This is a genomic window from Sphingomonas sp. HF-S4, from assembly GCF_032911445.1.
Classification (GTDB): domain Bacteria; phylum Pseudomonadota; class Alphaproteobacteria; order Sphingomonadales; family Sphingomonadaceae; genus Sphingomonas; species Sphingomonas agrestis.
Genome location: NZ_JAWJEJ010000001.1, coordinates 3294752 through 3320601, shown reverse-complemented (window position 1 = coordinate 3320601; position 25850 = coordinate 3294752). Strand labels below are relative to the sequence as shown.

The 25850-nt window shown below is 67.7% G+C and carries 28 protein-coding genes and 1 pseudogene; 14 read left to right on the top strand and 15 right to left on the bottom strand.

The window, feature by feature from the left end:
- Positions 1 to 72: 72 nt before the first annotated feature.
- Positions 73 to 492: a hypothetical protein gene (locus RZN05_RS15215; RefSeq protein WP_317227416.1), complete on the top strand. Its 420-nt coding sequence runs from the start codon at positions 73 to 75 to the stop codon at positions 490 to 492.
- 3 nt (positions 493 to 495) lie between these two features.
- Here RZN05_RS15215 and RZN05_RS15210 read toward each other — a convergent pair whose 3' ends face one another.
- Together RZN05_RS15210 and RZN05_RS15205 are read right to left on the bottom strand one after the other, a co-directional pair.
- A complete protein-coding gene (locus tag RZN05_RS15210) occupies positions 496 to 990 on the bottom strand; it encodes an EF-hand domain-containing protein (RefSeq protein ID WP_317227415.1) in 495 nt (164 codons plus the stop codon).
- An 85-nt stretch (positions 991 to 1075) separates the two neighbouring features.
- Positions 1076 to 1972, bottom strand: coding sequence for a LysR family transcriptional regulator (locus RZN05_RS15205; protein WP_317227414.1), 897 nt, complete (start codon positions 1970 to 1972; stop codon positions 1076 to 1078).
- 176 nt (positions 1973 to 2148) lie between these two features.
- On the opposite strand from RZN05_RS15205, the pseudogene RZN05_RS20690 reads away from it, so the two are divergent.
- Positions 2149 to 2328, top strand: a pseudogene (locus tag RZN05_RS20690) (phage tail protein); the annotation flags it as partial.
- 345 nt (positions 2329 to 2673) lie between these two features.
- On the opposite strand, the gene queA reads toward RZN05_RS20690, so the two are convergent.
- The 5 genes from queA to RZN05_RS15180 all read right to left on the bottom strand — a co-directional run bounded on the left by queA (position 2674) and on the right by RZN05_RS15180 (position 6175).
- The gene (queA, locus tag RZN05_RS15200) at positions 2674 to 3699 is read right to left on the bottom strand and encodes a tRNA preQ1(34) S-adenosylmethionine ribosyltransferase-isomerase QueA (RefSeq protein ID WP_317227413.1); all 1026 of its coding nucleotides are present in this window, start codon (positions 3697 to 3699) and stop codon (positions 2674 to 2676) included.
- Positions 3700 to 4440, bottom strand: a complete 741-nt coding sequence (locus RZN05_RS15195) for a peptidylprolyl isomerase (RefSeq protein ID WP_317227412.1) — start codon at positions 4438 to 4440, stop codon at positions 3700 to 3702.
- Positions 4441 to 4513: 73 nt separating this feature from the next.
- Complete coding sequence (gene coaD, locus RZN05_RS15190; protein ID WP_317227411.1) at positions 4514 to 5020, bottom strand: pantetheine-phosphate adenylyltransferase; 507 nt, start codon at positions 5018 to 5020, stop codon at positions 4514 to 4516.
- Positions 5017 to 5916, bottom strand: a complete 900-nt coding sequence (locus RZN05_RS15185; RefSeq protein WP_317227410.1) for a polyprenyl synthetase family protein — start codon at positions 5914 to 5916, stop codon at positions 5017 to 5019. Before RZN05_RS15185 ends, coaD begins: the two co-directional genes overlap by 4 nt.
- Positions 5917 to 5929: 13 nt before the next feature.
- Positions 5930 to 6175 carry an exodeoxyribonuclease VII small subunit gene (locus tag RZN05_RS15180; protein ID WP_317227409.1) on the bottom strand — a complete coding sequence of 82 codons (246 nt, stop codon included), beginning with the start codon at positions 6173 to 6175 and terminating at the stop codon, positions 5930 to 5932.
- Between the two features lie 83 nt (positions 6176 to 6258).
- Between RZN05_RS15180 and RZN05_RS15175 the strand changes: the two genes are divergently transcribed.
- Positions 6259 to 7638, top strand: coding sequence for an NAD-dependent succinate-semialdehyde dehydrogenase (locus RZN05_RS15175; protein ID WP_317227408.1), 1380 nt, complete (start codon positions 6259 to 6261; stop codon positions 7636 to 7638).
- A 37-nt stretch (positions 7639 to 7675) separates the two neighbouring features.
- Here RZN05_RS15175 and RZN05_RS15170 read toward each other — a convergent pair whose 3' ends face one another.
- Genes RZN05_RS15170 through RZN05_RS15160 form a run of 3 tightly spaced genes read right to left on the bottom strand, consistent with a single transcriptional unit; the run spans position 7676 to position 11341 of the window.
- A complete protein-coding gene (locus RZN05_RS15170) occupies positions 7676 to 9367 on the bottom strand; it encodes an AMP-binding protein (protein WP_317227407.1) in 1692 nt (563 codons plus the stop codon).
- A gap of 31 nt (positions 9368 to 9398) precedes the next feature.
- On the bottom strand, positions 9399 to 9605 hold the full coding sequence (locus RZN05_RS15165; RefSeq protein ID WP_317227406.1) for a hypothetical protein: 207 nt from the start codon (positions 9603 to 9605) through the stop codon (positions 9399 to 9401).
- A 53-nt stretch (positions 9606 to 9658) separates the two neighbouring features.
- Positions 9659 to 11341 (bottom strand): sensor domain-containing diguanylate cyclase, encoded by a 1683-nt coding sequence (locus RZN05_RS15160; RefSeq protein WP_317227405.1) that lies wholly within the window; start codon positions 11339 to 11341, stop codon positions 9659 to 9661.
- Positions 11342 to 11444: 103 nt separating this feature from the next.
- Here RZN05_RS15160 and RZN05_RS15155 point away from each other — a divergent pair, with 103 nt between their 5' ends.
- A complete protein-coding gene (locus RZN05_RS15155) occupies positions 11445 to 12656 on the top strand; it encodes a DUF418 domain-containing protein (protein WP_317227404.1) in 1212 nt (403 codons plus the stop codon).
- Here the strand turns inward: RZN05_RS15155 and RZN05_RS15150 are convergent, their stop codons facing one another.
- Positions 12657 to 14489 carry an eCIS core domain-containing protein gene (locus tag RZN05_RS15150; protein ID WP_317227403.1) on the bottom strand — a complete coding sequence of 611 codons (1833 nt, stop codon included), beginning with the start codon at positions 14487 to 14489 and terminating at the stop codon, positions 12657 to 12659.
- A 297-nt stretch (positions 14490 to 14786) separates the two neighbouring features.
- Between RZN05_RS15150 and RZN05_RS15145 the strand changes: the two genes are divergently transcribed.
- Together RZN05_RS15145 and RZN05_RS15140 are read left to right on the top strand one after the other, a co-directional pair.
- Positions 14787 to 15353, top strand: coding sequence for a hypothetical protein (locus RZN05_RS15145; protein ID WP_317227402.1), 567 nt, complete (start codon positions 14787 to 14789; stop codon positions 15351 to 15353).
- Entirely contained in the window at positions 15343 to 16656 is a 1314-nt protein-coding gene (locus RZN05_RS15140) for a DNA-packaging protein (RefSeq protein WP_317227401.1), read from the top strand. The genes RZN05_RS15145 and RZN05_RS15140 overlap by 11 nt, the downstream gene beginning before the upstream one ends.
- A gap of 214 nt (positions 16657 to 16870) precedes the next feature.
- Here the strand turns inward: RZN05_RS15140 and RZN05_RS15135 are convergent, their stop codons facing one another.
- Positions 16871 to 17107: a hypothetical protein gene (locus RZN05_RS15135; protein WP_317227400.1), complete on the bottom strand. Its 237-nt coding sequence runs from the start codon at positions 17105 to 17107 to the stop codon at positions 16871 to 16873.
- A 167-nt stretch (positions 17108 to 17274) separates the two neighbouring features.
- On the opposite strand from RZN05_RS15135, the gene RZN05_RS15130 reads away from it, so the two are divergent.
- Both RZN05_RS15130 and RZN05_RS15125 read left to right on the top strand, forming a co-directional pair.
- On the top strand, positions 17275 to 17943 hold the full coding sequence (locus tag RZN05_RS15130; RefSeq protein WP_317227399.1) for a spermine/spermidine synthase domain-containing protein: 669 nt from the start codon (positions 17275 to 17277) through the stop codon (positions 17941 to 17943).
- 55 nt (positions 17944 to 17998) lie between these two features.
- Positions 17999 to 19108 carry a phage portal protein gene (locus tag RZN05_RS15125; protein WP_317227398.1) on the top strand — a complete coding sequence of 370 codons (1110 nt, stop codon included), beginning with the start codon at positions 17999 to 18001 and terminating at the stop codon, positions 19106 to 19108.
- Here RZN05_RS15125 and RZN05_RS15120 read toward each other — a convergent pair.
- On the bottom strand, positions 19089 to 19262 hold the full coding sequence (locus RZN05_RS15120; RefSeq protein ID WP_317227397.1) for a hypothetical protein: 174 nt from the start codon (positions 19260 to 19262) through the stop codon (positions 19089 to 19091). The two genes, RZN05_RS15125 and RZN05_RS15120, sit on opposite strands and share 20 nt — an antisense overlap.
- Before the next feature lie 48 nt (positions 19263 to 19310).
- Between RZN05_RS15120 and RZN05_RS15115 the strand changes: the two genes are divergently transcribed.
- Positions 19311 to 19619, top strand: coding sequence for a DUF6127 family protein (locus RZN05_RS15115; RefSeq protein WP_317227396.1), 309 nt, complete (start codon positions 19311 to 19313; stop codon positions 19617 to 19619).
- Entirely contained in the window at positions 19616 to 19990 is a 375-nt protein-coding gene (locus RZN05_RS15110) for an HK97 family phage prohead protease (RefSeq protein WP_317227395.1), read from the top strand. Before RZN05_RS15115 ends, RZN05_RS15110 begins: the two co-directional genes overlap by 4 nt.
- On the opposite strand, the gene lgt is transcribed toward RZN05_RS15110, so the two are convergent.
- Entirely contained in the window at positions 19926 to 20768 is an 843-nt protein-coding gene (gene lgt, locus RZN05_RS15105) for a prolipoprotein diacylglyceryl transferase (RefSeq protein ID WP_317227394.1), read from the bottom strand. The genes RZN05_RS15110 and lgt overlap by 65 nt on opposite strands.
- Positions 20769 to 20885: 117 nt before the next feature.
- Between lgt and RZN05_RS15100 the strand changes: the two genes are divergently transcribed.
- The 4 genes from RZN05_RS15100 (at position 20886) to RZN05_RS15085 (ending at position 24917) form a co-directional block, all read left to right on the top strand.
- Positions 20886 to 21395, top strand: coding sequence for a lyase (locus RZN05_RS15100; protein WP_317227393.1), 510 nt, complete (start codon positions 20886 to 20888; stop codon positions 21393 to 21395).
- 110 nt (positions 21396 to 21505) lie between these two features.
- Complete coding sequence (locus RZN05_RS15095; RefSeq protein WP_317227392.1) at positions 21506 to 22915, top strand: phage major capsid protein; 1410 nt, start codon at positions 21506 to 21508, stop codon at positions 22913 to 22915.
- A gap of 110 nt (positions 22916 to 23025) precedes the next feature.
- A complete protein-coding gene (locus RZN05_RS15090; RefSeq protein WP_317227391.1) occupies positions 23026 to 24156 on the top strand; it encodes an OmpA family protein in 1131 nt (376 codons plus the stop codon).
- Between the two features lie 101 nt (positions 24157 to 24257).
- Positions 24258 to 24917, top strand: coding sequence for an alpha/beta hydrolase (locus RZN05_RS15085; RefSeq protein ID WP_317227390.1), 660 nt, complete (start codon positions 24258 to 24260; stop codon positions 24915 to 24917).
- A gap of 153 nt (positions 24918 to 25070) precedes the next feature.
- Here RZN05_RS15085 and ygfZ read toward each other — a convergent pair whose 3' ends face one another.
- Positions 25071 to 25811 carry a CAF17-like 4Fe-4S cluster assembly/insertion protein YgfZ gene (ygfZ, locus tag RZN05_RS15080; RefSeq protein ID WP_317227389.1) on the bottom strand — a complete coding sequence of 247 codons (741 nt, stop codon included), beginning with the start codon at positions 25809 to 25811 and terminating at the stop codon, positions 25071 to 25073.
- Positions 25812 to 25850 lie beyond the last annotated feature (39 nt).

Here is a 25850-nt window from a genome sequence, read left to right as displayed (position 1 = left end):
TGGGAAATGCTAGGGCGCGCGTGCGAAGGAGGCGCTTGCCATCGTCAGGGTTCCCGCGGCAGGGGTTCGGCGATGGAGCGCGCGCCCGAACGCATGACCTTTCCGCCGGACGGCACCAGCCGTTGGGCGGGCATGGCCGATCTGGTGCTGGTCTCCCCCGGCGATCGGCACGAAGTGACGCTGCTTTATGTCGGCGAGCCGCCGCATGGCGACAGCTATCACTGCGCGGAGATCGATGGGGCGCCGCTTCCCGGATGGGTCTGGGGCGGCAACTTCGCCTTTACGCCGGATGGAACGCACCTCGCGTGCAGTTGGATGGCGGTGCGCTTCGAGCGCCGGACGATCGTCATCGACTTGGCCGGGCGCTGCTATTGCGTGCTACCGCGCGTTTTCGTCGATTTCGAGTTCCGTGGGCCGGACCTCATCGGCTGCGGCAGCGCCGCGGGCCTGGAGCACCGGTTTGCGGGCAGCGAACGCTGGAAGCGCTTCTGAGCGTCAGCGTTTGCGCCGACCGTCGTTCGGCGGTCGAGGCGCCTGGGGGCGGACGGTGACGAGCTCGCTGCGGACGATCACGCCGTCCTTGTCCTTGTCGAACCGTGCGAACAGCAGGTCGAAGCGCGCCGCGAGTTCGTCGAAGCTGATGCGATTGTCGCCGTCGCGATCGGTCTCGAACGGCGAAGGCAAGGTGTTGCGGTCGCCCATCCAGCGTTCGGACCAGTCCGAAAAGGCGATATAGCCGAGCGAGCCGGTTCGCCGCGTGTCGATGGCGTCGAAGCTGCGGCGCAATCCCGCATCGAACTCGACCCGGGTCACCCGGGCGTCGCCGTCGGCGTCGAACGCGGCGATCATCATTGCCACGGGCTCGACGATCATCGTCGCGGGCGGCTGGTCGGGCGCCGCGGGGCGTGCGGTCACCACGATCGGTGGCGGGGTCTCCTGCGCGACGGCGGGGGTCGCGAACAGGGCCGCGAGCAGCAGGGCGGGGCGCATCGGATATCCTTGTGGCTGGAGGCGGGCATTCGATAGCCCCTTTCTATGGCCGATCGCGTAGCGATGTACCACTGCGCCCGCGGCGTCAGCCGGGGCCGGGCGTCCGCTCCGCAAACCAGGCGAGGAAGCTGTCGAGCATCGTCGAATGGGTGCGGCTGCCATTGTAGATCAGGTGGATCGGCCAGGCGGCAGCGGGATCGATCGCGACCGGTACGACGCCCCCGGCGCAATTGTGGATCATCCCGATATCGGCAAGGCCGATGCCGATGCCGTGGCGGACCAGCTCGACCAGCGTCCGCTGCGTGGACACCTCGTGCACCAGCGCCGGCTTCGCGCCACAGCGCGCGAGCATCGCATCGGTGGTGACGCGGATATGGTTGGGGCGGGTGAGCTGGATGAAGCACTCGCCGTGCAGGTCGGCGAAATCGACGAGAGCGTGGCCGGCGAGCCGATGCCCTGCAGGCACCGCGAGCGCCAGTCGGCTCTCGCCGATCGGCAATATGTGGAGCCCAGTTCCCATCATCGGCGGCCCGACGATCACCCCCACGTCCGATCCGCCGGTCTCGATGTCGAAATAGACGAAGTCGTGCGTCGCCATCTTGATCGCGACGGCGACCCGAGGCCGCTCGCGCAGATAGTCGCCCAGCAACGCAGGCAACTCGCACTCGGCAAGAAACGGAACGGTGATCGCCCGCAAGGTTCCCGGTGGCCCGGTACGCATTTCGGCGATGACCTTGCCGATGCTTCGGAGCCCCGCCCAGTTGCGATTGACCACGTCCAGCAGCTGCTCGCCGGCCGGAGTCAGCGCCATGCCATAGCGGCCGCGATCGAATAGCGCGAAGCCGCACGCCTTCTCGAACATGCCGATCGCGCGCGTGACGTTGGGCTGGGTGGTGTTGAGCCGCTGCGCCGCGCGCGTCGCCGATCCGGTTGCGGCTACGGCGCGGAAGATCTCGAGCGTACGCGCGTCCGGTTGAGCCATACGATCTGCTGATGGAAGGCTCGAAGAACGGTATTTCTGCTTAATGCCGTCGAGGCGTTAATAATAGATTCGATAAAACATGGTCGACCGTAATCATATCGCATGCCTGGGCAGGTATGCGCATAGATAAACTGCGTTAAAAATAAATCGATATTGGATGTAGATCGGAGAAAACTATGAATATAGCCGGGATGATAATGGCTTGGGGCGGCCAGAAGAACAACACGCCCGCGGGGTGGCATGAATGCAACGGTGCCCTTCTATCCACCTCGCAATATCCGGCGCTCTATGCGGCGATCGGCGAGTCCTTTGGCGCCTCGCCGCCGGACGGACAGTTCTATTTGCCCGATCTGCGCGGCCAGTTCGTGCGTGGCGTCGACGACGGCGCGGCGACCGATCCCGATACGAGCGCGCGGCACGACATGCAGAACCCAAACATTCCCTATTCGGGGGTCGGATCGGTCCAGCCCTGCGCCCTGCAGACGCATAGCCACGGCTATTCCCAGGTCGTGTCCAGCAGCTCGGGCAGTATCGACGATGCCAAGGCCTATGGGTTCCAGACCTCGCAGACCTCGGGCACCAGCGGTGCGACGACCAGCCAGCACGAGACCCGCCCGATCAATGCCGCGCTGTATTATATCATCAATCTGGGGACTGCAGGCTACGCCCCGATCGCCGTCGCGCGTATCGGGGCGGCGGCGCTACGGCAGCAGCAGCGACGCATCCCCGTAAGAGTAGAACCTGTAGTCGTTCTCAATGGCATGCGCATAGGCCGCTTGCATCCGGTCGAGCCCCATCAGCGCCGATACCAGCATGAACAGCGTCGAGCGCGGCAAATGAAAGTTGGTGACCAGCCCGTCCACGCCCTTGAAGCGATAGCCAGGCGTGATGAAGATCGCGGTGTCGCCTTCGAACGGGCGGATCACATCGTCCTCGCCCGTGGCGCTCTCGATCAGGCGCAGGCTGGTGGTGCCCACCGCGATCACGCGTCCGCCGGCCGCCCGGACGGCGTTGAGCCGGTCGGCCGTAGCCTGGTCGATGCGGCCCCATTCGGCGTGCATCCTGTGGTCTGCCGTGTCCTCGGCCTTGACCGGCAGGAAGGTACCCGCGCCGACATGCAGCGTCAGCGTGGTGTGGCCGATACCGGCGGCGTCGATCGCCGTGAGCAACTCGGGGGTGAAATGCAGCGCAGCCGTGGGCGCCGCCACCGCACCGGGTTCGCTGGCGAACATGGTCTGGTAGTCGTCGGCGTCCCGCGCGTCGGTTGGGCGCTTCGAGGCAATGTAAGGCGGCAGCGGCATCCGGCCGCAACGTGTCAGCAATAGCTCGACCGGTTCGTTGCCGGCGAAGTCGAGCGCGAAGCTGCCGTCCTCGGCGCGGTCCGACGCGGTCGCGGTTACACCTTCTCCGAAATCGATGTCGTCGCCTTCGCGCAGCCGCTTGGCGTTGCGGATGAAGGCGCGCCAGCGGCGCGGTCCCTCGCGCTTGTGGAGCGTCGCGCCGATCCTGGCCTCACCCCGGACGCCTTCGAGCTGCGCAGGAATGACGCGGGTGTCGTTGAAGACGAGCAGGTCGCCCTTGCGCAGCAACGACGGCAGCTCGCCCACGCAGGCGTCACGCGTCTCTACGCCGTCCAGCACAAGCAGCCGGGCGGAGTCGCGCGGTACCGCCGGTCGAAGCGCGATCCGCTCGGCCGGCAGCTCGAAATCGAAAAGGTCGACCTTCACTTATTGCGGCAGCGTGACCCGGGTCTCGCCTTCCGGCAATGCCGGTGCCGTGACCGGTGCGGGCTGGAAAGGCGGCGGGTTGTCGGCGGCGATATAGGCATGGACGATCTTGGTCGGGTTCGCCGGCGGTTCGCCGCGCTCGATCTTGTCGACCCATTGCATGCCTTCGGAGACCCGGCCGAATACGGTATAGTCGTGATCGAAGCCGAGCCGCGGGCCGAACATGATGAAGAACTGGCTGTTGGCGCTGTCCTCGGCCGCCTTGCGCTGCTCGGGCGTGGCGGTTGCCGGCGCGCCCTTGCGCGCGGCGGAAACCGCGCCGCGGACGTGCGGCAGGTTGTTGAACTCGGCGGGAACGTCGGGAAGGTCCGAATCGCCGCCGCCAGTGCCGGTGGGATCGCCGCCCTGCGCCATGTTTTCGGGGCCGTCGATCACGCGGTGGAAGATGATTCCGTCATAGAATTTGCGGCGGGTGAGCGTCTTGATCTGCGCGACCATCTTGGGCGCGACGTCGGGACGCAGTCGGATCGCGACGCGGCCGCCGCTCGACAAATCGAGAATCCAGGTATTTTCGGGATCCGCGGCGACGCTGGTGGCCACTGCGGCCTTGGGATCGGCACCGACGCCCTTGAACGTCTCGATCTCGGGCTTGGCGGGCGGACCGCCGCCTCCGAGCTGCGCCGCGGCGGGTACAGCGAACAACAGGGTGGCACCAGCGGCCAGGGCGGCAACGAAACGCATCAACATCCTCACTCGGATTCTTCTTGTCGGCAAAGGGTCTAGAGCAAAGCTGTGGCGGCGAAAAGGCAGCGTCTCAGCTACCCTTGCGGCCGATCTGCTCGACGCGGGCGACCACATCGGCCTCGACTTCGGGGCTGACAAACTTGCGGATCGCGCCGCCATAGAGCGCGATTTCCTTGACCAGGCGGCTTGCGATCGGCTGGAGCGACACATCGGCCATCAGAAATACGGTTTCGATACGATGGTTGAGCTGCTGGTTCATCCCCGCCATCTGATATTCGTACTCGAAATCGGCGACGGCGCGCAGCCCGCGGACGATCATGCTCGCGCCCTCGCGCTCGGCGAAATCCATCAGCAGCGAATCGAAGCTGACGACATGGATTTCGCCGTCGATCCCCGCAGTCTCGCGCTTCACCATCTCCATCCGCTCGTCGATGCTGAACATCGGCGACTTGGAGGGGTTGGTGGTCACCCCGATCACCAGCCGGTCGACCAGCTTCGCGCCGCGGCGGATGATGTCCATATGGCCACGGGTGATGGGATCGAACGTCCCCGGATAGACGCCGGTACGGGTGGTCATCGGTCCCTCTCGAGCGTGTAGCGGGCGATATCGCGGAGCAGATCGGCCTCGGCGCCATAGGGCTTGAGGTGTGCGATCGCCTGGTCGACGAGCAGGCGGGCCTGCTCGCGGGCGCGATCGAGGCCGAGCAAGGTAAGGAAAGTCTCCTTGCCCGCCGCCTCGTCCTTGCGGAGCTTCTTGCCGGCCAATTCCTCGTCGCCCTCGGCATCGAGGATGTCGTCGGCGATCTGGAAGGCGAGCCCGACGTCGCGGGCATAGCCGCGCAGCCCGGTACGTCCCTCCACGGGCACGCGGCCCAGGATCGCGCCGCTTTCGACTGCGCAGGAGATCAATGCGCCGGTCTTCATCGCCTGGAGCCGCGTGACCGTCGGCAAATCGAAGCTCGCTTTCTCCGCCGCCAAGTCCATCATCTGGCCGCCGGCCATCCCCGCCGGGCCCGAGGCATGCGCGAGCGCGCCGACCAGTTCGATGCGGACGAACGGATCGGGATGCGTGTGCTCCGAGGCGAGCAGCTCGAAGGCGAGCGCGTGGAGGCAGTCGCCCGCCAAGATCGCCGTCGCCTCGTCGAATGCCTTGTGCACCGTGGGCTTGCCCCGGCGCATGTCGTCATCGTCCATCGCCGGCAGGTCGTCGTGGATCAGTGAATAGACATGGATGCATTCGAGCGCGGTCGCGACGCGCGCCATCGCGCCGCGATCGACGCCGAACAGCCCCGCGGTACCGAACACGAGCAGCGGCCGCAGCCGCTTGCCGCCGCCGATCGTGGCGTGGCGCATCGCGCAATACAGGCCCTGGCGGGGATCGTCGGGGACCGCGAGCAGCAGGTCGAACTGGCGGTCGATCTCGATGGCGACCTGCCGGAGCGCCGCCTGGAGCGTGAGGGACGCATCAGCCATGCGCGCCACTCGCTCAGCCGGCCGCGAAGGGGGCGGTGCCGGCGGCGCGGCCCTGCGCATCGGTGCGGATCGCCTCGATGCGCGATTGCGCTGCGTCGAGCCGGGCGGCGCATTGGCGGCGAAGCTGGTCGCCCCGCTCATAGAGGTCGATCGCCTCCTGAAGCTGCGCGTCGCCGCTTTCGAGCCGCGTGACGATGCGCTCGAGCTCCTTGAGGGCTTCCTCGAACGAGAGTTCGGAAATCTGCGCTTCGTCTGCCATGGCGCACGCTATGCGGCAGGGCGGGAGGGGATTGCAACCGCCGAGGCGCGTCACATGTTGGGGCTGCGTTTCGAGGAGATCCCATGTTCACCAGCATCAATCCCGCGACCGGCGAGGCCGGCGAGACCTTCCAGGAGCTCGATGCCGACGGCGTGGAACTGGCGCTGTGTCGCGCGCAGACCTGCTTCCAGTCGTGGCGTACTGCGTCGCTCGACCAGCGGACCCAACTACTGGGCGCGATCGCCGACCAGTGGGAGGCCAACAAGCAGCACCTTGCCGAGATGGCGGTCAAGGAGATGGGCAAGACGATCACCAGCGCCATCGCCGAGGTCGAGAAATGCATCTCCGGGTTCCGACATTACGCCGAGCATGGGCCTTCCTATCTGGCGCCGACTGAAGTCGAGACTCCGGGCGGCCACGCAGTTGCACGTTGGCTGCCGATGGGGCCGGTACTCGCGGTGATGCCGTGGAATTTCCCGTACTGGCAGGTGGTGCGCTTCCTCGCGCCGACGATCATGGCGGGCAATGTCGCGCTGTTGAAGCACGCGTCGAGCGTGCAGGGCTGCGCCGCGCTGATGCAGCAGCTGGCGAGCGCGGCGGGGGCGCCCGACGGGCTGTTCCAAAATCTGGCGATCAAGTCCGACAAGGTCTCCGACATCATTGCCGACAAGCGCGTGGTGGCAGTGACGCTGACCGGCAGCGAAGGCGCGGGCGCCAAGGTCGCGCAAGCGGCGGGCAGGGCGCTCAAGAAGGTCGTGCTCGAACTCGGCGGATCGGACCCGCTGATCGTGATGCCCTCGGCCGATCTCGATTTGGCGGCGAAGACCGCGGTGACCGCGCGCGTCCAGAATGCCGGGCAGAGCTGCATCTGCGCGAAAAGGATAATCGTCCACGCCGAGGTGTACGATGCATTTCTCGAGAAATTCTCCGCGGGCATGAAGGCGGTCAAGATCGGTGATCCGATGGATGCGGACACAGGGATGGGGCCGCTGTCGAGCGACGCCCAGCGCGAGACCGTGCTCGAACAGGTCGAGCGCGCCAAGTCGGCGGGTGCGGAGCTTCTGTTCGGCGCCGAAAAGATCGAGCGCGAAGGCGCATGGATGACGCCGGGCGTGCTGGTCGGGCTCGATCCCGAGAGCGATGTCGCCAAGGAGGAAATCTTCGGGCCGGTGGCGGCGGTCTACCGGGTTGATGACATCGACGCGGCGATCGCGCTGGCGAACGACGTTCCCTATGGGCTGGGCTCGGCGGTGTGGACGCAGGACGAGGCCGAGATCGAGCGGTTCGCGCGCGACATCGAATCGGGGATGACCGCGGTGAATGCATTGCTCGCCTCGACGCCTGAGGCGCCGTTCGGCGGCGTAAAGCTTTCCGGGCACGGCCGCGAACTGGGTCCGTGGGGGATGCACGAATTTATGAACCTGAAGGCGGTGATGTACGGCGCAGGCAAGGCGGGGGATTGATTGTCCCTCCCCCGGGCGCGAGCCTGTGGAAGGAATTTTAGGCCGCCATCACTTCGGCGATCAGGTCCTTGCGGCTCAGCTTGCCGATCATCGTCTTGGGCAGGCTTTCGCGGACGACGACCTGGCTGACGCGTTCGTGCTTGCCGAGCTGGGCGTTGAGCCAGACGCTGAGATCGGGCCCCGACACCGGATCGGTGTCTTCGTCGAGCACGACATAAGCGTGGGGCAACTCGCCATGATAGGGATCGGGCAGGCCGATCACTAGCGCCTCTTTCACTGCCGGGTGGCGATAGAGCACCGATTCGATCTGGCTCGGGAACACCTTGAAGCCGCCGACCGCGATCATGTCCTTGAGGCGGTCGACGATGCGGATAAAGCCGTCCTCGTCGATCGTGCCAACATCACCGGTGCGCAGCCAGTGCCCCTCGCCATCGACTTCGACGAAGATCTGCGCGTCGGCGTCGGGGCGGTTCCAATAGCCCTGCATGATCTGCGGGCCCGAGACGACGATCTCGCCGGGCTCGCCCGGCGGCGGCGGGCGGCTCGGGTCTTCCTTGTCGACCAGGCGGACGCGCGTGCCGGCGAGCGGCTGGCCGATCGTGCCAGGCTTGTTGAGCCCGACATAAGGGTTGGCCGAGACCACGCCCGAGCTTTCCGACAGGCCATAGCCTTCGAGCACTCGGGCGCCGGTGACGCGCTCCCATTCCTCCTTGAGCTGTGCGGAAAGCGGTGCGCCGCCCGAGATGCAGAATTTGAGCGAGCTGAAATCGTCGGGCTTCATGTCGGGCGCGTCGAGCAGCGCCTGGTACATGGTGGGGACGCCGGGGAGCGATCTCGGCCGCGTTCGGCGGAGCGTCTCGAGCGCCTGCTTGGCATTGAACCGCGGCAGCATAGCGATCTCGCCGCCGGTCAGCACGGTGCGGTTGAGCACGCAGGTATTGGCGAAGACGTGGAAGAAGGGGAGGACGCCGAGGATGCTGTCCTTGGCCGTCGCCATGTCGGGGTCGAGTCGCGCGACTTGCCGCGCGTTGGCCGAAAGGTTCTGGTGCGTGAGCACCGCGCCTTTGGGCGTGCCCGTGGTGCCGCCGGTATATTGGATGAGGGCGATGTCGCGGTTGGGGTCGAGTTCGAGCGGCTCGCATTCGCCCTGGTTGGCGATGAGCTGCGAGAAGGCCAGGATGCGTGGGTCCTCGGGGCGCGGAGTGACTTCGCTGCCGCGGAACCAGCGATAGAAGAGCGACTTGGCCGGAGGCAGCGCACCGGCGACCGAACCGACCACCAGACGCTCGAGCCCGCTCTGCTCGAGCACCTTGAGCGCGGTCGGCAGCAGTGCCGAGGCGGAGAGGGTGAAGAGCAGCTTCGTCCCCGAATCCTCGACCTGCGCGGCGAGCTCCTCGACCGAATAGAGCGGCGAGAAATTGACCACCGTCCCGCCGAGCTTGAGGATGCCGTAATAAGCGGCGACATAATGCGGCACGTTGGGCAGGAAGAGCCCGATCCGGTCGCCAGGGCCATAGCCGAGTGCCTTGAGCCCGCAGGCGACGCGATTGGCGCCGTCGAGCGTCTCGCCATAGCTGTACTTGCGGCCCATGAAGTCGAGGAAGCAGGCGTCGGGGTGGGCGCTGGCGCTGGCCTCGAACAGCGCGACCATCGTGGTCGGCGGAAATTCATCGTCCCAATTGCCGGGATGATGGAATGCGGTACGCCAGATCTGCTCGGGATCAGTCATTGACATTGGTGTAAGCAAGCCTCGCCTGCGGTCAATAGCCCAGCCGCTTGCTCCAGGTAACCAGGAGCGAGACCGAGCCGAGGCCGAGATCGACGATCGCCTGCATCTTCTGCGGAGCAAGATCGTCGGGGCGGTGGGCGAGGACGCGGATGTCGGCGCGATGATCGGGTGAAGCGAGCACGAGCAGGCCCAGCATCGCCACGGCGGCGATCGGCAGGATACGGCTACGCTTGACCATTTCGGGTTCCTCTCGGCTGCGAGCATAGGCCGGGGCCCGCGGCCCCGCAAGGCTCAGGCGGCGTGGCGGAGGCCGCTGCGGACGCGGTCGCGCCCCGCCGACTTGGCGTCGAACAGCGCCGAATCGGCGGCCCGGTACAGCGCCTTCCAATCGACCTCGCTGACGAGCAGCCCGCGACACGCGCCGATGCTCGCAGTGACATGGACATCGAACGGCATGCGCAACTGGCGGAGCTTGGCGAGCACGGTCTCGGGCTCGATCGGCTGCTCGGCCGGAGTGAGGATGGCGAATTCCTCGCCGCCGATCCGTGCCACCAGCGTGCCGGCGGGGAGCGAGGTTCGCAGCATCCGCGCGAAGATGCGCAGCACTTCGTCGCCGCCATCGTGTCCGAGCGTCTCGTTGACCGACTTGAAGTGATCCAGATCGACGATGAGCAATTGCTGCTCGCCGCTACGCCCGATCGCCTGCTGGAGAAAGGCGCGGCGATTGAGCAGCCCGGTGAGCGGATCGGTGTCGGCAAGGCGGCGCATCATTACTTCGCGCTCGATCGCGTCGTCGCGCTCGTCGCGCAGCAGCTTGATGCGATAGGCGACCGCCAGTGACGAGACCACGGCCTCGACCATCATCGCGAGGATCGTCGAGTTGTCGATCCAGAAGCTCCAGGGGATGAGGTGGAGATTGGAGAGCGCGCGTATCGCCGCGGTGAGCACCGGCGCGCCCCAGGCGATCGAGAACAGCCAGAGATAGTTGCTCCGCAGCCGCCAGGCGCGCCACAGCATCGGCACCACGGCGATCGACAGCCCCACGAACGAGCAGGTGAAGGCGAGATCGACCCAGCGGATCGCGAAGGGCGCCGTGCAGAAATAGAACAGCCCGACGCCGCTCATCGCGATGCTGACCAGCGTGGCGTAGCGGCCGAGCCAGCCGGCGAAGACGCGTGGCTCGAAGAAGCTGCGCGCGAAGACCAACGCGGCGGTGCCGGTCATGCCGAGCAGAAGGAAATTGGTGCGCAGCCGGGTGTTGTTGGCGATGTCCGGCCACGCCCAGGCGAGTGCTCCGGACGAGGAGAAGGTATAAGCGAGCAGCAGCGCGACCATCAGGCAATAATAAAGCTGGAAGCGATGTCGCAGCGCGCCCCACAAAGCGAGATTGTAGATGATCAGCGCGATCGCGAGTCCCCCGAACCCCGCGTAGAGGGCGGACATCGCCAGATTGGCGTGCTCGCTCTGCGCGGCGGTGGAGAGACGGGCGCCGACCAGGACCCCGCGCAGGTTCGAGGCGCCTTCGACGTGCCAGAGCAGGCGCACGACCCTGGCGCGGGCGGGGGGAATCCGCATCTCGGCGATCGCGCCGAGCTGGATCAGCGGCGTGATGCCGCGCGCGTCGGTCGACTGCCTCGCGACGGTGCCGTCGGCATAGAGGACGTGGAGCGTCACGCGTTGCTGCCACAGGCTGGCGAAGCGCACGTTGAGCGGCATCCGCCCGCGCGAGCGCTCGCCGATATCGTGGGAAATCACCCAGAAATCGCCTGCGCCGAGCTTGTGCTGCGCGGTGGTGCAATCAAAGCGGCCGGGCTCGTTGATGAGCCGGGCGGGGTCCATCGCGCCATTGTCGGGCAGCACGCACACCGACAGCGGCCGGCCGGCGACGCCGGTCTGCGCCTGTGCGGGCGCACCGCACAGCATCGCGACGCCCCCCGCCAGCGCCAGCAAAATCCGAATAAGTCCCCCGACCATGACCAACAGCTACGCCCGCATCCCCAACAACCCGTAAAGATCGGCGAAGCGTTTGATTTCGAAGCTGCCCTCGCTAAGGCGGGCGAAAATCGGGAAGCACAGAATGCAGGACGCAGCGGCGGTCACCACCGCCCGCCACGACAGCGCCAGCCAGGCGCGCCTCGAATCGGTGGATATCGTGCGCGGCTTCGCGCTGATGGCGCTGTTCCTCGTCCACATGATCGAGAGCTACGAGCTCTACTGGGCCGACCCCAGGAGCGGGCCGATCTCCGACACGGTGTACCTGTTGTTCATGGGCAAGAGCTTTTCGCTGCTGGCGCTGTGTTTCGGGTTCAGCTTTTTCATATTGATGGACCGCGCGGCGCGGCGGGGGGTGGATTTCACCGGGCGATTCGCGTGGCGGCTCGCCGTCTTGTTCGCGATCGGGTTCGGGCATGCGATGATCTATCGCGGCGATATTATCCAGTTGCTCGCGCTGATGGGGTTCGTGCTGCTCGGCTTCCACCGGGTGCGCAGCAACGCCGTGCTGATCGGCGTCGCGGCCTTGTGCTTCGCCAATCCGGTGCTGCTCGTCCAGCTCGCCGCGGCGATGCAGGGGGCGGACTGGGCGAACCAGCCGCCCAACCAATATGTCGACCCGGCGATGGCGGTGTACCTTTCGGGCACCTTCCCCGAATATCTTCGCGCCAATCTCTGGGAGGGGCAGCTGCCCAAATGGTGGTTCATGGTCGAATCGGGGCGGATGACCCAGATCCTCGGCCTGTACCTCGTCGGGATGGTGCTCGGGCGGATCGGCTTCTTCGGGCGGCTGGGCGACTTCGCCAAGGCGCGGTGGATCGCGCTGGCCGGTGCCGCGGCGAGCGCGCTGGGCCTCCATTGGCTGCGCGACCCGTTCAAGGCGTGGTTCGCGGCGCAGCGCTTCGGCGCCGAGGCCGAGCGGCACCTGTCCTACCTCCTCAACAGCTGGTTCGAGCTGGCGGGGACCGCGATGTGGCTGCTGGTGCTGCTCGCGCTGTTCGAGAGCCCGGCGCGCGCGCTGCTGCGCCCGCTCGCCGGCGTCGGGCGGACGACGCTGACGCTCTACATCCTCCAGTCGCTGGTGTTCGTGCCGGTCTTCTACGGCTTTGGCCTGGGCATGCATGACGATTGGAGCCAGGCCGTGCGGCTGTGGGTGGGGCTGGGCGCGATCGCCGCGCAGCTCGTGCTCGCACAGCTGTGGCTGCGACACTTCCGCTACGGCCCGGTCGAATGGGTGTGGCGCGCGCTGACCTATTGGCGGCGCGATGTGCCGTTCAAGGGCGCGGCAAGCGGCTGATCAAGGCACACCCGGAGTCGCGCCGGTGGGCTTGCCCGGCGCGGCCCGGGCCATCAATATGTTCATGTCGACCCAGCCGATCAGCACGGTCTTGGAGGCGAACCAGGGTTTTTCCGAAGCGCCGGGCGCTACGCGCAGGTCGTTGACGCAGACCAGGATCGACTTGCTCGTCGAGGTGATGTCGCCGCCGTCGATCGTATGCCACCGCTCCCATTTCTCGTCCGGATTGCCCGGCGTGCTGGGCGCGGGCTCCCATCGATCGAACACGGCGATGTGCTTGAACGCGCCCTTGCCGAGCGTGACACTGGTCTCCTTCTTGACGCCGTAGCTCTGGGCGGCGCCGGCGCCGAGCAGGACATATTCGCCGCGCTTGGGATGGATGGCCAGCGGCGTCGGGGGGCGGATGATCATGTCATCCTGTTTGTCGAGTTCGGCGAGCTTGCCCGTGCGCTTGGCGATCATGGCTTCGGTCTTCGTTTTCTGCCCGTCTATCTGGTCGATCATGTGCCGGAGCTGGGTGACCAACTGGCCCTGACCGGCCAGCCTCTGCCGCGTGCCCAGCAGCGCGTTCCGCTTGCGCAGCAGCTCCAGACGCTTCGCCTTGACCTGCGCGTCGAGTTCCTTGGCGCGATCCTTGTCGCCGCTTGCCGACGCCGCGTCGCGCGCCTCGATTAGCGTCGCCAATTCGGTCTCGAGTTGCCCCGCCTCGCCCTCCAGTTGGGTCTTTTCCGACTCGAGCCGCGCCTGCTCCGCCAGCGCCTTGACCTGGCGCGTCTTCGGACCGTCGATCGTCTTGTGGAAGCGATTCTGCGAGTCTTCGAGCGACGCCCGATTGAGCTTGATTTGCGCGTTGTACGCATCGATCTCGGCCTGGAGCTGGTATTCGGCGTCCAGGATCCGCTTGGTGTCGGACAGAAGGCGCGAGGCACCCTGAGACTCCTTGACCGTTCGGCCCAGCTTTTTCGATCGCGCGGTGATCGCATCGCCATAGGTCTGGCCCGCGAACTCGACGCAGGTGGTGTAGTTCGCCATCGGCGCGATGCTCCGGGTCCGCGTCTCCTCCTTGCCGTCGACCTTGACCTTGTACTCCTGAGTATAGCCTTTCCGAATCTTCTCGATTTCCTCCTGGGACATGATCGTCGTCTTGGCCGTGTCGCGCCCGCGGGCGGCGTCGATGACGGCCTTGCGCATCCAGTCGCCCTCGGTGACCAGCGTCTCCTCTTCCTCCTTCGGGGCCTCGCTCGCCGCGGGTGCCGCCTGCCGCTGGATCGCGACACCACCGCTTCCTGCCGCGCCGCTTCCTGCCGACGATGGCGCGGAAAGCAGGCCCCCCGCCGGCCGGCCGGCGACGACCGCGTCCGCCACGGCATCGGCCTGCTGCTCATAGCCATCGCCGGCGCGGCCCATGCCGCCGTTGAGCGACACCCCGCGGCGCTGCTGCACGACATGGGCGAGCTCGTGCGCGAGCAGCCGCATGCCTTCGGGCGACCCCGGGCGATATTCGCCGCGGCCGAACACGATGTTTTGGCCCACCGTATAGGCGCGCGCGCCGACCGCGCGTGCCGCGTCCGCGGCCTGGGCATCGGCGTGCACGCGCACCGCGCCGAAATCCTGCTGCAGCCGCTGCTCGAGCAGCGCGCGGGAGCCGGGGTCGAGCGCGTGGCCCGGGGAGCGCAGGATGTCGAGCGCCATGGGCAGGGCAGCGCGGGGCGGAACGCCGCCATCGGCCCGCTTCATCTGCAATGCGGGCCCGCGCGTTTCGGGATGCCGCGCGCGCGCCTCGCGCGGTACGGCGGACCGGGATGCCTGCGGTTTCTCGGCCAAGGTCCGCATGCCAGTTTCCTCTTCTTGCGATCGAAAGCAGACACGGGGAGCGCGCGATCTTCCCGCCAATTCCCCGCGCTGTCGAGCCCCCTCCCCGGGGGGCCACCTGCGAGGGGAGACGGCGGCAGGGGATAAAACCGGACAGAGCGTGCGATAATAACCAGATGGGATAAAAGCGCTTGACATCGTCACGCTGATATGGCACTAGTTAGGCACGCTGAAGAATTGCGAGTCGGGGGCTTCGGGCTCCTTGGACGGGTCGGGCACCGCGAGGTGCGCCGGCCCTTTGCTTTTCGGGAGAAGATCATGGCGGGCAAGACGATCACGCGCCGCAAGGGCGGCGGGGTGCAGGTGCGCGCGAGCAGGAGCCGTTGGACCGCCGCGAACCGCGCGCGCTTCCTCGCCAAGCTGGCGGAGACGCTCAACGTCACGGCGGCGTGCCGGGCGGTGGGGCTCTGCGATCGCGGGGCGTACAAGCTGCGGAAGCGGGACCCCGGCTTCGCCGAGGCATGGGAAACGACGATCGCAGATGCCTATGCGCGGGTGGAGATGCTGCTGCTCGAGCGGGCGCTGGGCGGCGCGCCGGAAGGGACTGCCGCGGCGACGGGGGATACGCGGCACCTGGAGACGCTGAGCGAGCGCGCGCTGCTGACGCTGCTCAACCAGCATCGCCAGAGCGTGCGCGACATCCGCAATGCGGCGGAGAAGGCGGCGGAGCGATCGGCGGGGCGGACCATGCTGGACGAGGAGATCGGCGCGCGGGAAGGCCTGATGGCGACGCTCGACGAGATCGCCGCGCGGCTCGACGCCGCCGAGCGGGTCGGCGAGCGGGCCGGCGAGCATGGCGACGGAGGCGGGGGCGATGCGCAATGACCCGGCCACCGCGCATCTTTCGCGTGCCGAGCAGGCGTCGCGCTCGCCCGCGTGGCGGGCATGGCTCGCCGGCATCGACGACACGACCGCATTCCGGCTGACCAAGGCGTGGCACTGGTGGCGGCGGCCCGACCAGGCGCCGCCGACGGGCGACTGGCGCACCTGGCTGGTGATGGCCGGACGCGGCTTCGGCAAGACGCGGATGGGCGCCGAATGGGTGCGCGAGGCAGCCGAGCGCAACTATCAGCTGCGCATCGCCTTGGTCGGCGCGACCGAGGACGATGTCCGCCGTGTGATGATCGAAGGCGAGAGCGGGCTGCTGGCGATCGCGCCGGAACGAACGCGGCCGCATTGGGAGCCCTCGAAAGGCAAGCTGACCTGGCCCAACGGCGCGCAGGCCGAAGTGTTCGCCGCGAGCGAGCCCGAGCGGCTGCGCGGGCCGCAGCACCACCTCGCCTGGGCCGACGAGATCGGCAAATGGCGCGATGGCGAGACGACCTGGGACAATCTGATGATGACGCTGCGCGCGGGCAGGCCGCGGGTAGTGGCGACGACGACGCCGCGCGTCGTGCCGCTGGTGCGCCGGCTGGCCGCCGATCCGCGCGTGGCGAAGACGCGCGGCGCGACGCGCGCCAATGGCACCAACCTGGCGGACAGCTTCCTCGATGCGATGCGGGTCTATCGCGGGACACGGCTGGGGCGGCAGGAGCTGGACGGCGAGCTGATCGAGGATGTCGCCGGCGCGCTGTGGACGCGCGGGCTGATGGAGACGGTGCGCGTCGATGCGGCGCCCGAACGCACGCGCGTGGTGGTGGGAGTCGATCCGCCGGCGAGCGCGGGGGGCGATGCCTGCGGGATCGTGGCGGTGGCGCTGGGGCGCGACGGCAGGGGCTATGTGCTCGAGGATGCGACGGTCTCGGGGGTGTCGCCCGAGGGCTGGGCGCGCGCGGTGGCGGCGTGCGCGGCGCGGCACGGGGCGGACAGGGTGGTGGCCGAGAAAAACCAGGGTGGCGAGATGGTGGCGAGCGTGCTGCGCGGCGCCGACAGCGGCCTGCCGGTGAAGCTCGTCCACGCCTCGCGCGGCAAGAGCGCGCGCGCCGAGCCGGTGGCGATGCTCTATGAGGCGAGCAAGGTGCGCCATGTCGGCGCCTGGCCCGCGCTGGAGGACGAATTATGCGGGCTGCAGGCGGGCGGCGGCTATGCGGGGCCGGGACGCTCGCCGGATCGCGCGGACGCGCTGGTATGGGCGCTGACCGAGCTGATGCTGGTGCGGCGCGCGGAGGTGCGGATCACGGTGTTTTGAGGGGAACGCGATCGAGGTTCGGGATTGGCAGCCAACCTATCCTCTCTCTTTGATAGCGTAACTTGGAGAGGGGTAGAAGCGGAGCGGAGCTCCGCGCGGCTTCTTCGAAGCCGCACCCCCTCACCCAGCTCCGACTAAGCCTCTGCTTCGCAGAGACTAAGTCTGCGCAACCCTCTCCCCCTTGCAGGGGGCGAGGGAAGATTTGTCGAGACGGTTAGCGCAGGCAGGTGGCGGCATCGTCGCGCTTGACGCGGACGACGAGGCCGAGGCTGTCGAGCCGGGCGAGGGTGCCGCGTTCGGTGCCGCCCTTCTGGACGACCAGCGCGGGGGACGGGAGCAGGAGGAAATCCTCGCGATGTCCGGCCCCGGCGGGGCGCTCAGACGAGGGCCCGTCGGGCCGCGGGGGTGCAAGGCTGGCCAGCATCCTGGCCAGTCGACGTACGGAACACATTGAACGACCCTCCCCGGACTTCGCGCCGTGGTTACGCAAAGATTAATGCCGCGCCGCAGCAGGCGTTCCGGACGCTTCGTAGTTAACGGGACGAGCCGTTTGTCGCGGCGGGGGAATGGATCGCGATCGATGCTTGTGCGGCGGCGGCGCAGCGCGGATAGGACGCCATGGTCCCGCGCGAATTGATCGATGTTGCAGAAGTCCCCGGCGGCGATCCGCTGCGGCTGTTCCGGCGGGGGGACGACTTCATGATCGTGCTCGACCGCAACGAGCTGATGAACAGCCGGATGAGCGGGTCCGAAGAGGCGCTTGCCGAGATGACGATCGACCGGCTGCGCGTGCAGGCGCCGCATCTGCTGATCGGCGGGTACGGAATGGGGTTCACGCTACGCGCGGCGCTGAAGCGATTGGATCGCGATGCGCGGGTGACGGTGAGCGAGCTGGTGCCCAAGATCATCGACTGGGCGAAGGGGCCGATGGTGGCGCTGGCGGCGGGGTGCCTGGAGGACCGGCGCGTCGAGGTTGTGTTCGAGGATGTCGGGGCGATGATCCGGCATGCGCGCGGCGGCTATGACGCGATCCTGCTCGATGTCGACAATGGGCCCGACGGGCTGACCCGGCCGGGCAATGACGGGCTCTATTCGGAGCGCGGGCTGGCGGCGGCGCGCGCGGCATTGCGGCCCGGCGGGGTGCTGGCGGTGTGGTCGGCGGCGCCCGACGCCCGGTTCGTGCGGCGGATGAAGGAGGCGGACTTCCTGGTCGAGGAAGTCGGCGTCAAGGCGCGGTCGAACGGCAAGGGACCGCGGCATGTGATCTGGTTCGGGACACGGCGGTAGGCGGATTCGAGCGCTTCCCCTGAAGGGGAGGAGCTTCAGCTCTCAGGAGACCAGCATGAAATGGTTCGGACGGAAGTCGTCCGGGCGCGGTGAGCCGCGTCCGGCGCTGGCGCGTGGCGGCGGCGTCTCGTGGGTCGGCGAATGGCCGCGCAGCTACGAGGCGCAGGTGCGCGAGGGCTATTGCAACAATCCGGTGGCGCAGCGCGCGGTCAAGCTGGTGAGCGAGGGAGTGGGCTCGGCGCCGATCGTGGCGAATGACCCGGCACTGGCGGCGCTGGCGGGCGCGCGGCAAGGCGGGCAGCCGCTGACCGAGACGGTGGCGGCGCAGCTGCTGCTCCACGGCAATGCCTATGTCCAGATATTGTGCGACAGCGCCGGGGCGGTGCGCGGGCTGTTCGCGCTGCGGCCCGAGCGCGTGAGTGTCGAGGCCGATGCGGCGGGCTGGCCGGTGGCGTATCGCTATCGGGTGGGCGACCATGCCAGCACGCTCGCGGCGGAGGACGCCGGCGGGCGGCCGGCGGTGGTGCATATCCGGTCGTTCAATCCGGTCGACGACCATTATGGGCTGGGCTGCCTGGGCGCGGCCTCGGGGGCGATCGCGATCCACAATGCCGCGACGCGCTGGAACAAGGCGCTGCTCGACAATGCGGCGCGGCCCTCGGGCGCGTTGGTCTATGAGCCCGGCGACGGCGGGGCGCTGAGCCCGGACCAGTTCGCCCGGGTGCGGGCCGAGCTCGAGGCGGGGTTCGCCGGGGCGGCGAATGCCGGGCGGCCGATGCTGCTCGAGGGCGGGCTCCGATGGCAGGCGATGAGCATGACGCCCGCCGACATGGATTTCATCGGGCTGAAGGCGACCGCGGCGCGCGAGATCGCGCTCGCCTTCGGGGTGCCGCCGATGCTGATGGGGCTGCCGGGGGATGCGGCGTTCGCGAACTATCGCGAGGCCAATCGCGCGCTGTGGCGGCTGGCGATCCTGCCGATCGCCGACACGATCCTGGCCGGGCTGGCGCAGGCGCTGGCGGGCTGGTTCGCCGACGCGTCGCTGGCGGTGGACGTCAACAAGGTGGCGGCGCTGGCCGAGGATCGCGAGCGGCTGTGGCGCCAGGTGGGCGCGGCGGGCTTCCTCAGCGACGAAGAGAAAAGGGCTATGGTCGGACTGTCGTGACCCTGAGCATGCAGGTGCGGCGGGCGTCGTCCCAGGTGCCACCGGCGTCGAGGCATTGGTCGATCAAAAGATAGTCCGACCACCATAGCCACGCGAGCAGCGCGGCCAAGGCGACCAGCAGCAGAACGAGCAGGGGAAAGAGCCAGCGGGGCATCATTTCCGCCTAGGCCGGGAACGGCGGCCGGGCAATCGGGAGAGTAGCATGCGTAACGAAACAGTGCTCGCGCAGTTGATCGAGCAGGCGAAGGAAGACGGCGCCGACCTGGCGACGCTGCGGGCGATCGCGGAAGAGGCGGGCGAGGCGAGTGCACAGCGCGCGCTGGCGCGGCTGGGACTGGAGGATGTCGGCGCGGCGAAGGACATGGCCGAGCTGCGCGAGCTGCTGGGGGCGTGGCGCGACGCCAAGCGCTCGGCATTGAAGGCGGCATTCTCCTGGGCGGGGCGGATGGTCGCGGCGTTGGTGCTGGTCGGGCTGGCGGTGAAACTGGGGTTTCCCGGGTGGCTCAAATGACGCGGTTTGCGGGCTATGCCGCGGTGTTCGACGTGCCCGATCGCGGCGGCGACGTGGTGCGGCGCGGGGCGTTCGGGCGGGCCGCGCCGGTGCCGCTGCTGTGGCAGCATGGAGGCGCGCCGGTAGGGACGATCGAGGCGATCGGCGAGGACAGACGCGGGCTGCGGGTGATCGGCCGGGTCGCGGCGCCCGAGCTGGCCGAGGCAGTGGCGCGCGGGGCAGTGACCGGGCTGTCGTTCGGCTATCGCGTGACCGCGGCGCGCGGCGGGGCGCGGCGCGAGATCACCGGGCTCGAGCTGGTCGAGGTCAGCCTGGTGACGCGCCCGATGCAGCCGCTGGCGCGGGTGCATGCGGTCGCGCCGAGCGGATGAGCAGCCAGGCGCCCGCGACGATCATCGGCACGCACAAGGTCTGGCCCATCGTCAGGCCCCAGGACAGGTGCTCGAGGCCCTTGTCGGGCTGGCGGGTGAGCTCGAGGAAGAAGCGCGCGGTGCCGTAGAGCAGGAAGCCGGTGCCGGCGAGGCGGCCGGGGCGGTTGCGCGCGTCGGTGCGCCAGAACATCCAGAGCAGGACGAGCATCATCAGCCCGCCCTCGAGCGCGGCTTCGTAGAGCTGGCTGGGGTGGCGGGGGACGCCGTCGCCGCTGCCGGGGAAAACCATCGCCCAGGGGAGGTTGGAGGGCCGGCCGTAAAGCTCGCCGTTCACGAAATTGGCGAGGCGGACGAGGATCAGACCGAACGGTGCGGCACAGGCGAGATAGTCGAGCACGCGGATGAGGTTGAGGCGGTGGACGCGGGCGAACAGTGCGATTGCGACCAGCACGCCGATCAGCCCGCCATGGAACGACATGCCGCCGTTCCACAGCTGGAGCACCTTCCACGGCTGGAGCCAGATCGAGGGCTGGTAGAACAGGCAATAGCCGAGCCGCCCGCCGACGATGACGCCGAGGCCGACATAGGTGAGTGCGTCATCGACCTGGGGCTTGGTCATCGGCGCATTGGGCTGTGCGACGAGGCGGCGGAGATACCACCAGCCGAGGCCGAGCATCGCGAGATAGCTCAGCGCATACCATTTGAGCTGGAAGAAGCCGAGGTCGAGCGCGACCGGCGACAGGCCGAGATCGGCGAAGTGGATCGGATTGGCGGGCATGGAGAGCCAAATAGCAGGGCAGGAGCAAAAGTAACCGAGGTTTCGCATGCCCGACTCAGCGGCCGCCGCGGGGGTCACCGCTCGCAAACCATCGCAGCAAGTTGCGAGAGTCGGGGTATGACTGCCGATGACGCGCGTTATGTGCCCCCGTCCGGGTTCTTACAGGATCTTCTTCGTCGCGACCTGCCGCTGTCCGGTGGGCCGGCGGAGGATTGGAGGGCTGCGAAACTGATCTCGCTGACTCGGGATGCCGATGCGGCCAATCGCGACTGGGCGCTATGCCTGTTGCAGCAATCCGAGCTCGACACGCCGGAGGTTCGCGCGGCGCTCATAGCGGGGATGGACGATCCGCATCACGAGGCGAGCCTGGAAGCGCTGATCGGCGTGGCCATCCGCGACCGGATGGCGGCTCTGCCGCGCGTCGCGGCGCTGCTCGAAAGCGAGTGGGTCAATTCGATGGTTCTGGAGGCTGCCGCTATCGTGGCGGATGCGTCGCTGTTGCCGGCGCTGGAGGCGATTGCTGCCGAACTCGGCATGGACGAGGACGATACGTTCGACAACGCGCTGCGGGAAGCGTTGGAGTGCTGCGCGAGCGGTGTTCCCCCGGAATGGCGAATGCTCGACTAGCTCCGGCTCGTAATCGCCGCGCTTCGGCCAGTCGAAGTCATCTGACGAATGGAATTTTGCAGCCCGGCGGGTGTCCCGTCCGGGCTTTTTCGCGTGGACGGGAGACGGACATGGATGACGTGAACATGGATGCGCTCGAGGCGAGCTTCGAGGCGGTGCAGGCGGCCGGGCTGCCGCCGGTGCGGCCGGTGCTGGCGGGCGGACGGCCGCTGGGGAGCGCGGCGTTCGAAGGGTTCCTGCGTGCCGGCAGCGGCGGGGTCGAGATGAAGGCGATGTCGGGGACGAGCGACGCCGCGGGCGGCTATGCGGTGCCCGAGGAGATCGACAGCCTGATCGATTCGACGCTGAAGGCAGTGTCGCCGATCCGGGCGATCGCCAATGTCGTCAAGGTCGGGTCGAGCGGGTATCGGAAGCTGGTGACCAGCGGCGGGATCGCCTCGGGCTGGGCGGCGGAGACCGCGGCGCGCGCCGAAACGGCGACGCCGGTGTTCAACGAAGTCGCGCCGCCGAGCGGCGACCTCTACGCCAACCCGGCGGCAAGCCAGGCGATGCTCGACGATGCGGCGTTCGACGTCGAGCAATGGCTGGCGCAGGAAATCGCGCGCGAGTTCGCCGCCGCGGAAGGCTCGGCGTTCGTCAACGGCAACGGCACCAACAAGCCCAAGGGCTTCCTCGCCTCGCCGACCGCGGCGACCGGGGACGGCGCGCGCGCGTTCGGGACGGTGCAGTACCTGGCGAGTGGCGCGGCGGGGGCGTTCGCGGCAAACCCCGAGGAGAAACTGATCGACCTGGTCCAGAGTCTCCGCGCGCCGTATCGCCAGGGGGCGAGTTGGGTGATGAATTCGGCCACGCTGGCGCGGATCCGGAAGTTCAAGACGGTCGACGGGGCGTTCCTGTGGCAGCCTTCGCTGAGCATCGGCCAGCCGGCGACCTTGCTCGGCTATCCGGTGGTCGAGGCCGAGGACATGCCCGACATCGCCGCGAACAGCCTGTCGATCGCCTTCGGCAACTTCAAGGCGGGGTATCTGATCGCCGAGCGCGGCGAGACGCAGATCCTGCGCGATCCGTACAGCAACAAGCCGTTCGTGCATTTCTACGCGACGGCGCTGCTCGACCTGGTTGTGCAGGGCGCCGTCGTCGCTGCCGGTATCGACACCCCGCCGGCCAGTCCCACGCTGGGAGCATGCTGGATCGTCGGTGCAGCGCCGAGCGGCACTTGGGCCGGGCACGCGCACGCGATTGCGGGATGGACAAGCGCGGGCTGGATTTTCGTGTCTCCGCACGAGGGCATGTCTGTTTGGCGCGACGAGAATTCGGGATCGGCACGCTTCTCCGGGGGCGAATGGCGGCTCGGCGAGGTCCATGGGAAAGTTTTTGTCGAGGGCGATCAAGTGGTTGGCGCTCGCGGTGAATCGATCGTGGAACCGACGGGTGGCATGACGGTTGATGCCGAAGCGCGGGCGGCGATCGTTTCGGTGCTGGAAGCAATGCGTACCCATGGTTTGATCGGCAACGGCTGAACCTGTGACGTTCCTGCAACAGTCCTTGGTTTTGTGCGCTTGCGCAGAAACTTTCGTTTCGGTAGTGAGTTTGTCGCTGTCCGTAGTGACAACTTTGAAAGGGGATTAATATGCGGAAGCTTGCCGTAACTCTGGCACTTGCGACGACCGCGCTCAGCACGCCCGCTCTTGCACGCGACGATGCGTGGTATGTGGGTGTCGAGGGCGGCGCCATGCTCGTCGAAGACATCGACTGGGATGTCGGTGCGACCATCGACAGCACCACCGTCGACCACAAGGCCGGCTATGACGTCGGCGGGACCGTCGGCTACGACCTGGGTGCAGTCCGCCTTGAAGCCGAAGTCGGCTATCGCGCGGCCAGCGTGACCGGTCTGCGTTCGACCACCACCTTCCCGGCCGTGAATGCAGCCGGCGGGACCGTGTTCGCACCGGCTGGCACCTATGACGGCGCCGGCGGCCGCACTTCGGCACTGAGCTTCATGGTCAATGCGCTGTGGGACTTCGGTGATGACGACGGCGTCCAGGGCTTCGTCGGCCCGGGCCTCGGTGTTGCTCGCGTCAAGAGCCGCCTCGCGCTCAACGGCAACGGCGACGGTTTGAACGATTCGGACACCGTCGTCGCCTGGCAGGCGATCGCGGGTATCCGCGCGCCGATCTCGGACAACATCGACGTGTCGCTGAAGTATCGCTTCTTCAACGCGCCGGGCGTCGAGCTCGTCGATATCGGCGGTCGTCAGTGGTATGGCCGTTTCCGTTCGCACAGCATCATGGGCGGCCTGGTGTTCAACTTCGGTGCGCCCGAGCCTGAGCCCGTCCCGGCTCCGGAACCCGCTCCGGCACCGGTCTATACGCCCGAGCCCGCACCGACTCCGGTTCCCGAAGTCGTGCGTTGCACCCCTGGACCGTACATCGTGTTCTTCGACTGGGATAAGTCGGACATCACGCCGGAGGCTGCGAGCATCCTCGACAACGCCGTCAACAACTACACCAACTGCGGCAACGCGCAGGTCATGCTTGCCGGCCACGCCGATAAGTCGGGCTCGGCGAGCTACAACGTTGGCCTGTCGCAGCGTCGCGCTGACTCGGTGAAGAGCTATCTCACAGGCAAGGGCATCTCGGACGGTGTCATCTCGACCGAAGCGTTCGGCGAAAGCCGCCCGCGCGTCGAGACCGCCGATGGCGTCCGCGAGCTCCAGAACCGTCGCGTGGAGATCATGTACGGCCCGGGTTCGGGTCAGTAAGCCACGCAGGTTTTTCGGAACCGCAACGAACAAGGGGAGGTCGGGAAACCGGCCTCCCTTTTCCTTTGTGGACTGTCCGCGGTGTTCTGTGGAAGCTGGCGATGACGGCCGGCCGGATTAGCTTGTATCTCGCCGCCGCCTTGGCGACACTCTATCTATCGATGTTGCTGGCGCTGTTCCTCCTGCAGCGTTCGCTGCTGTTCCCGGCGCCGTGCGATGCGAGCGCGGCACCGCTGGCGGGTTTTTCGGCGGTGCAACTCGACACCGAAGATGGCCTTCGCCTCGCGGCTGCCTGGCGGGCCGGTTCGGGTGCGCGACCCACCATCCTGTCCTTCCACGGAAATGGGGACAGCCTAACTGGCGCCGAGGCCGCGACGCGGGCGATCACCCAGGCCGGTTATGGCGTACTGCTGGTCGAGTATCGCGGATATGCGGGAAATCCGGGTGGCCCCAGCGAGCAGGGCCCGTATCGTGACGGGCGCGCAGCGCTGGCGTGGTTGGAGGGTCGCGGAGTCGTTTCGCGCTGCGTCGTCTTAATCGGCAATCCGCTTGGATCGGGTGTGGCGACCGAAATCGCGGCAGGCGCGTCAGTTGCCGGATTGGTGCTGGTATCGGGGTTCACGAGCATGCCCGATGTCGTGGCGCCACCCTACCCTTGCCCGCCCGTGCGGATGCTGCTGCGCGATAGTTTCGACAATCGTACCAAGATCGCTCGGGCAACGATCCCCGACTCTCCTCTCCGCGGCACCGCGACCGGCTAATCCCGCGCGGCAAAGCATCATGCTCGCGAGAACCGCGCGAAACGCGAGGCTGATGTTGGTGCCCGGGGCAGGACACGACCTCGCATATTCGCCGCAGGCGCAGGCGATGATCGTCCGCTGGCTGTCGCAGGCGAACCGCAAGTGCTTCGCGGATCAGGCGGGCGGGGCCGCGTCGAGCGCGGCGGAGAGCCAGTCGGTGATGGCCGCGTCCCCGAGCGCTTCGACGCGGCGGAGTTCGACCATCAGGCCGAGTTCGGGATAGGTTGCGCGGGTGCGGTCGCCTGGCTCCTTCAGCGGCGCGACGACCAGGCGGCGGTTGACCTTGGCGCGATAGTGCATGCGCGCGGTGTTTTCCTGGCCGACATAACACCCCTTGCTGAAGCTGACACCGTTCAGCTCGGCGGCGTTAGCCTCTAGCCAGAGGGTCTTGTCCTGGCCCAGCTCGGCAGCGCCTTCGGTGACGCCGAGATTGAGGCGGTGGTGTAGCCAGCCCATCGCCGATTCGCCCTCGGCCGGGCCGAGCCAGCGGCGACCGAGCGCGGCGAGGCGCGGATCAGGAACGCCCCGGTCGCCGGTGGGACACCAGTGAACGGCGCCATCGACCGGCTCAATCGCGATCGGGCGGCGGAGGCGATAAATCGCGAGGCGGCGGGCAAGGGCCTCGCGCTGCTCGACCTCGCAATCGACCAGGATCGCGTCGCCGTCTGCCCAGAGGACGAAATCGAACAGGACCTTTCCCTGTGGGGTGAGCAAGGCGGCCCAGCGCGGCGTATCGGGCGTGACCGCTGCCATGTCGTGGGTGACCAGACCCTGGAGGAAGCCGCGGACATCCTCACCGGCGATGCGGAGGAGCGCGCGCTCGGGGAGGCGGGTTGCGGGGGTGGTGTCGGCCATGGCGAACAGGTAGGGGGCGGGCAGGCAAGACGAAAGAGG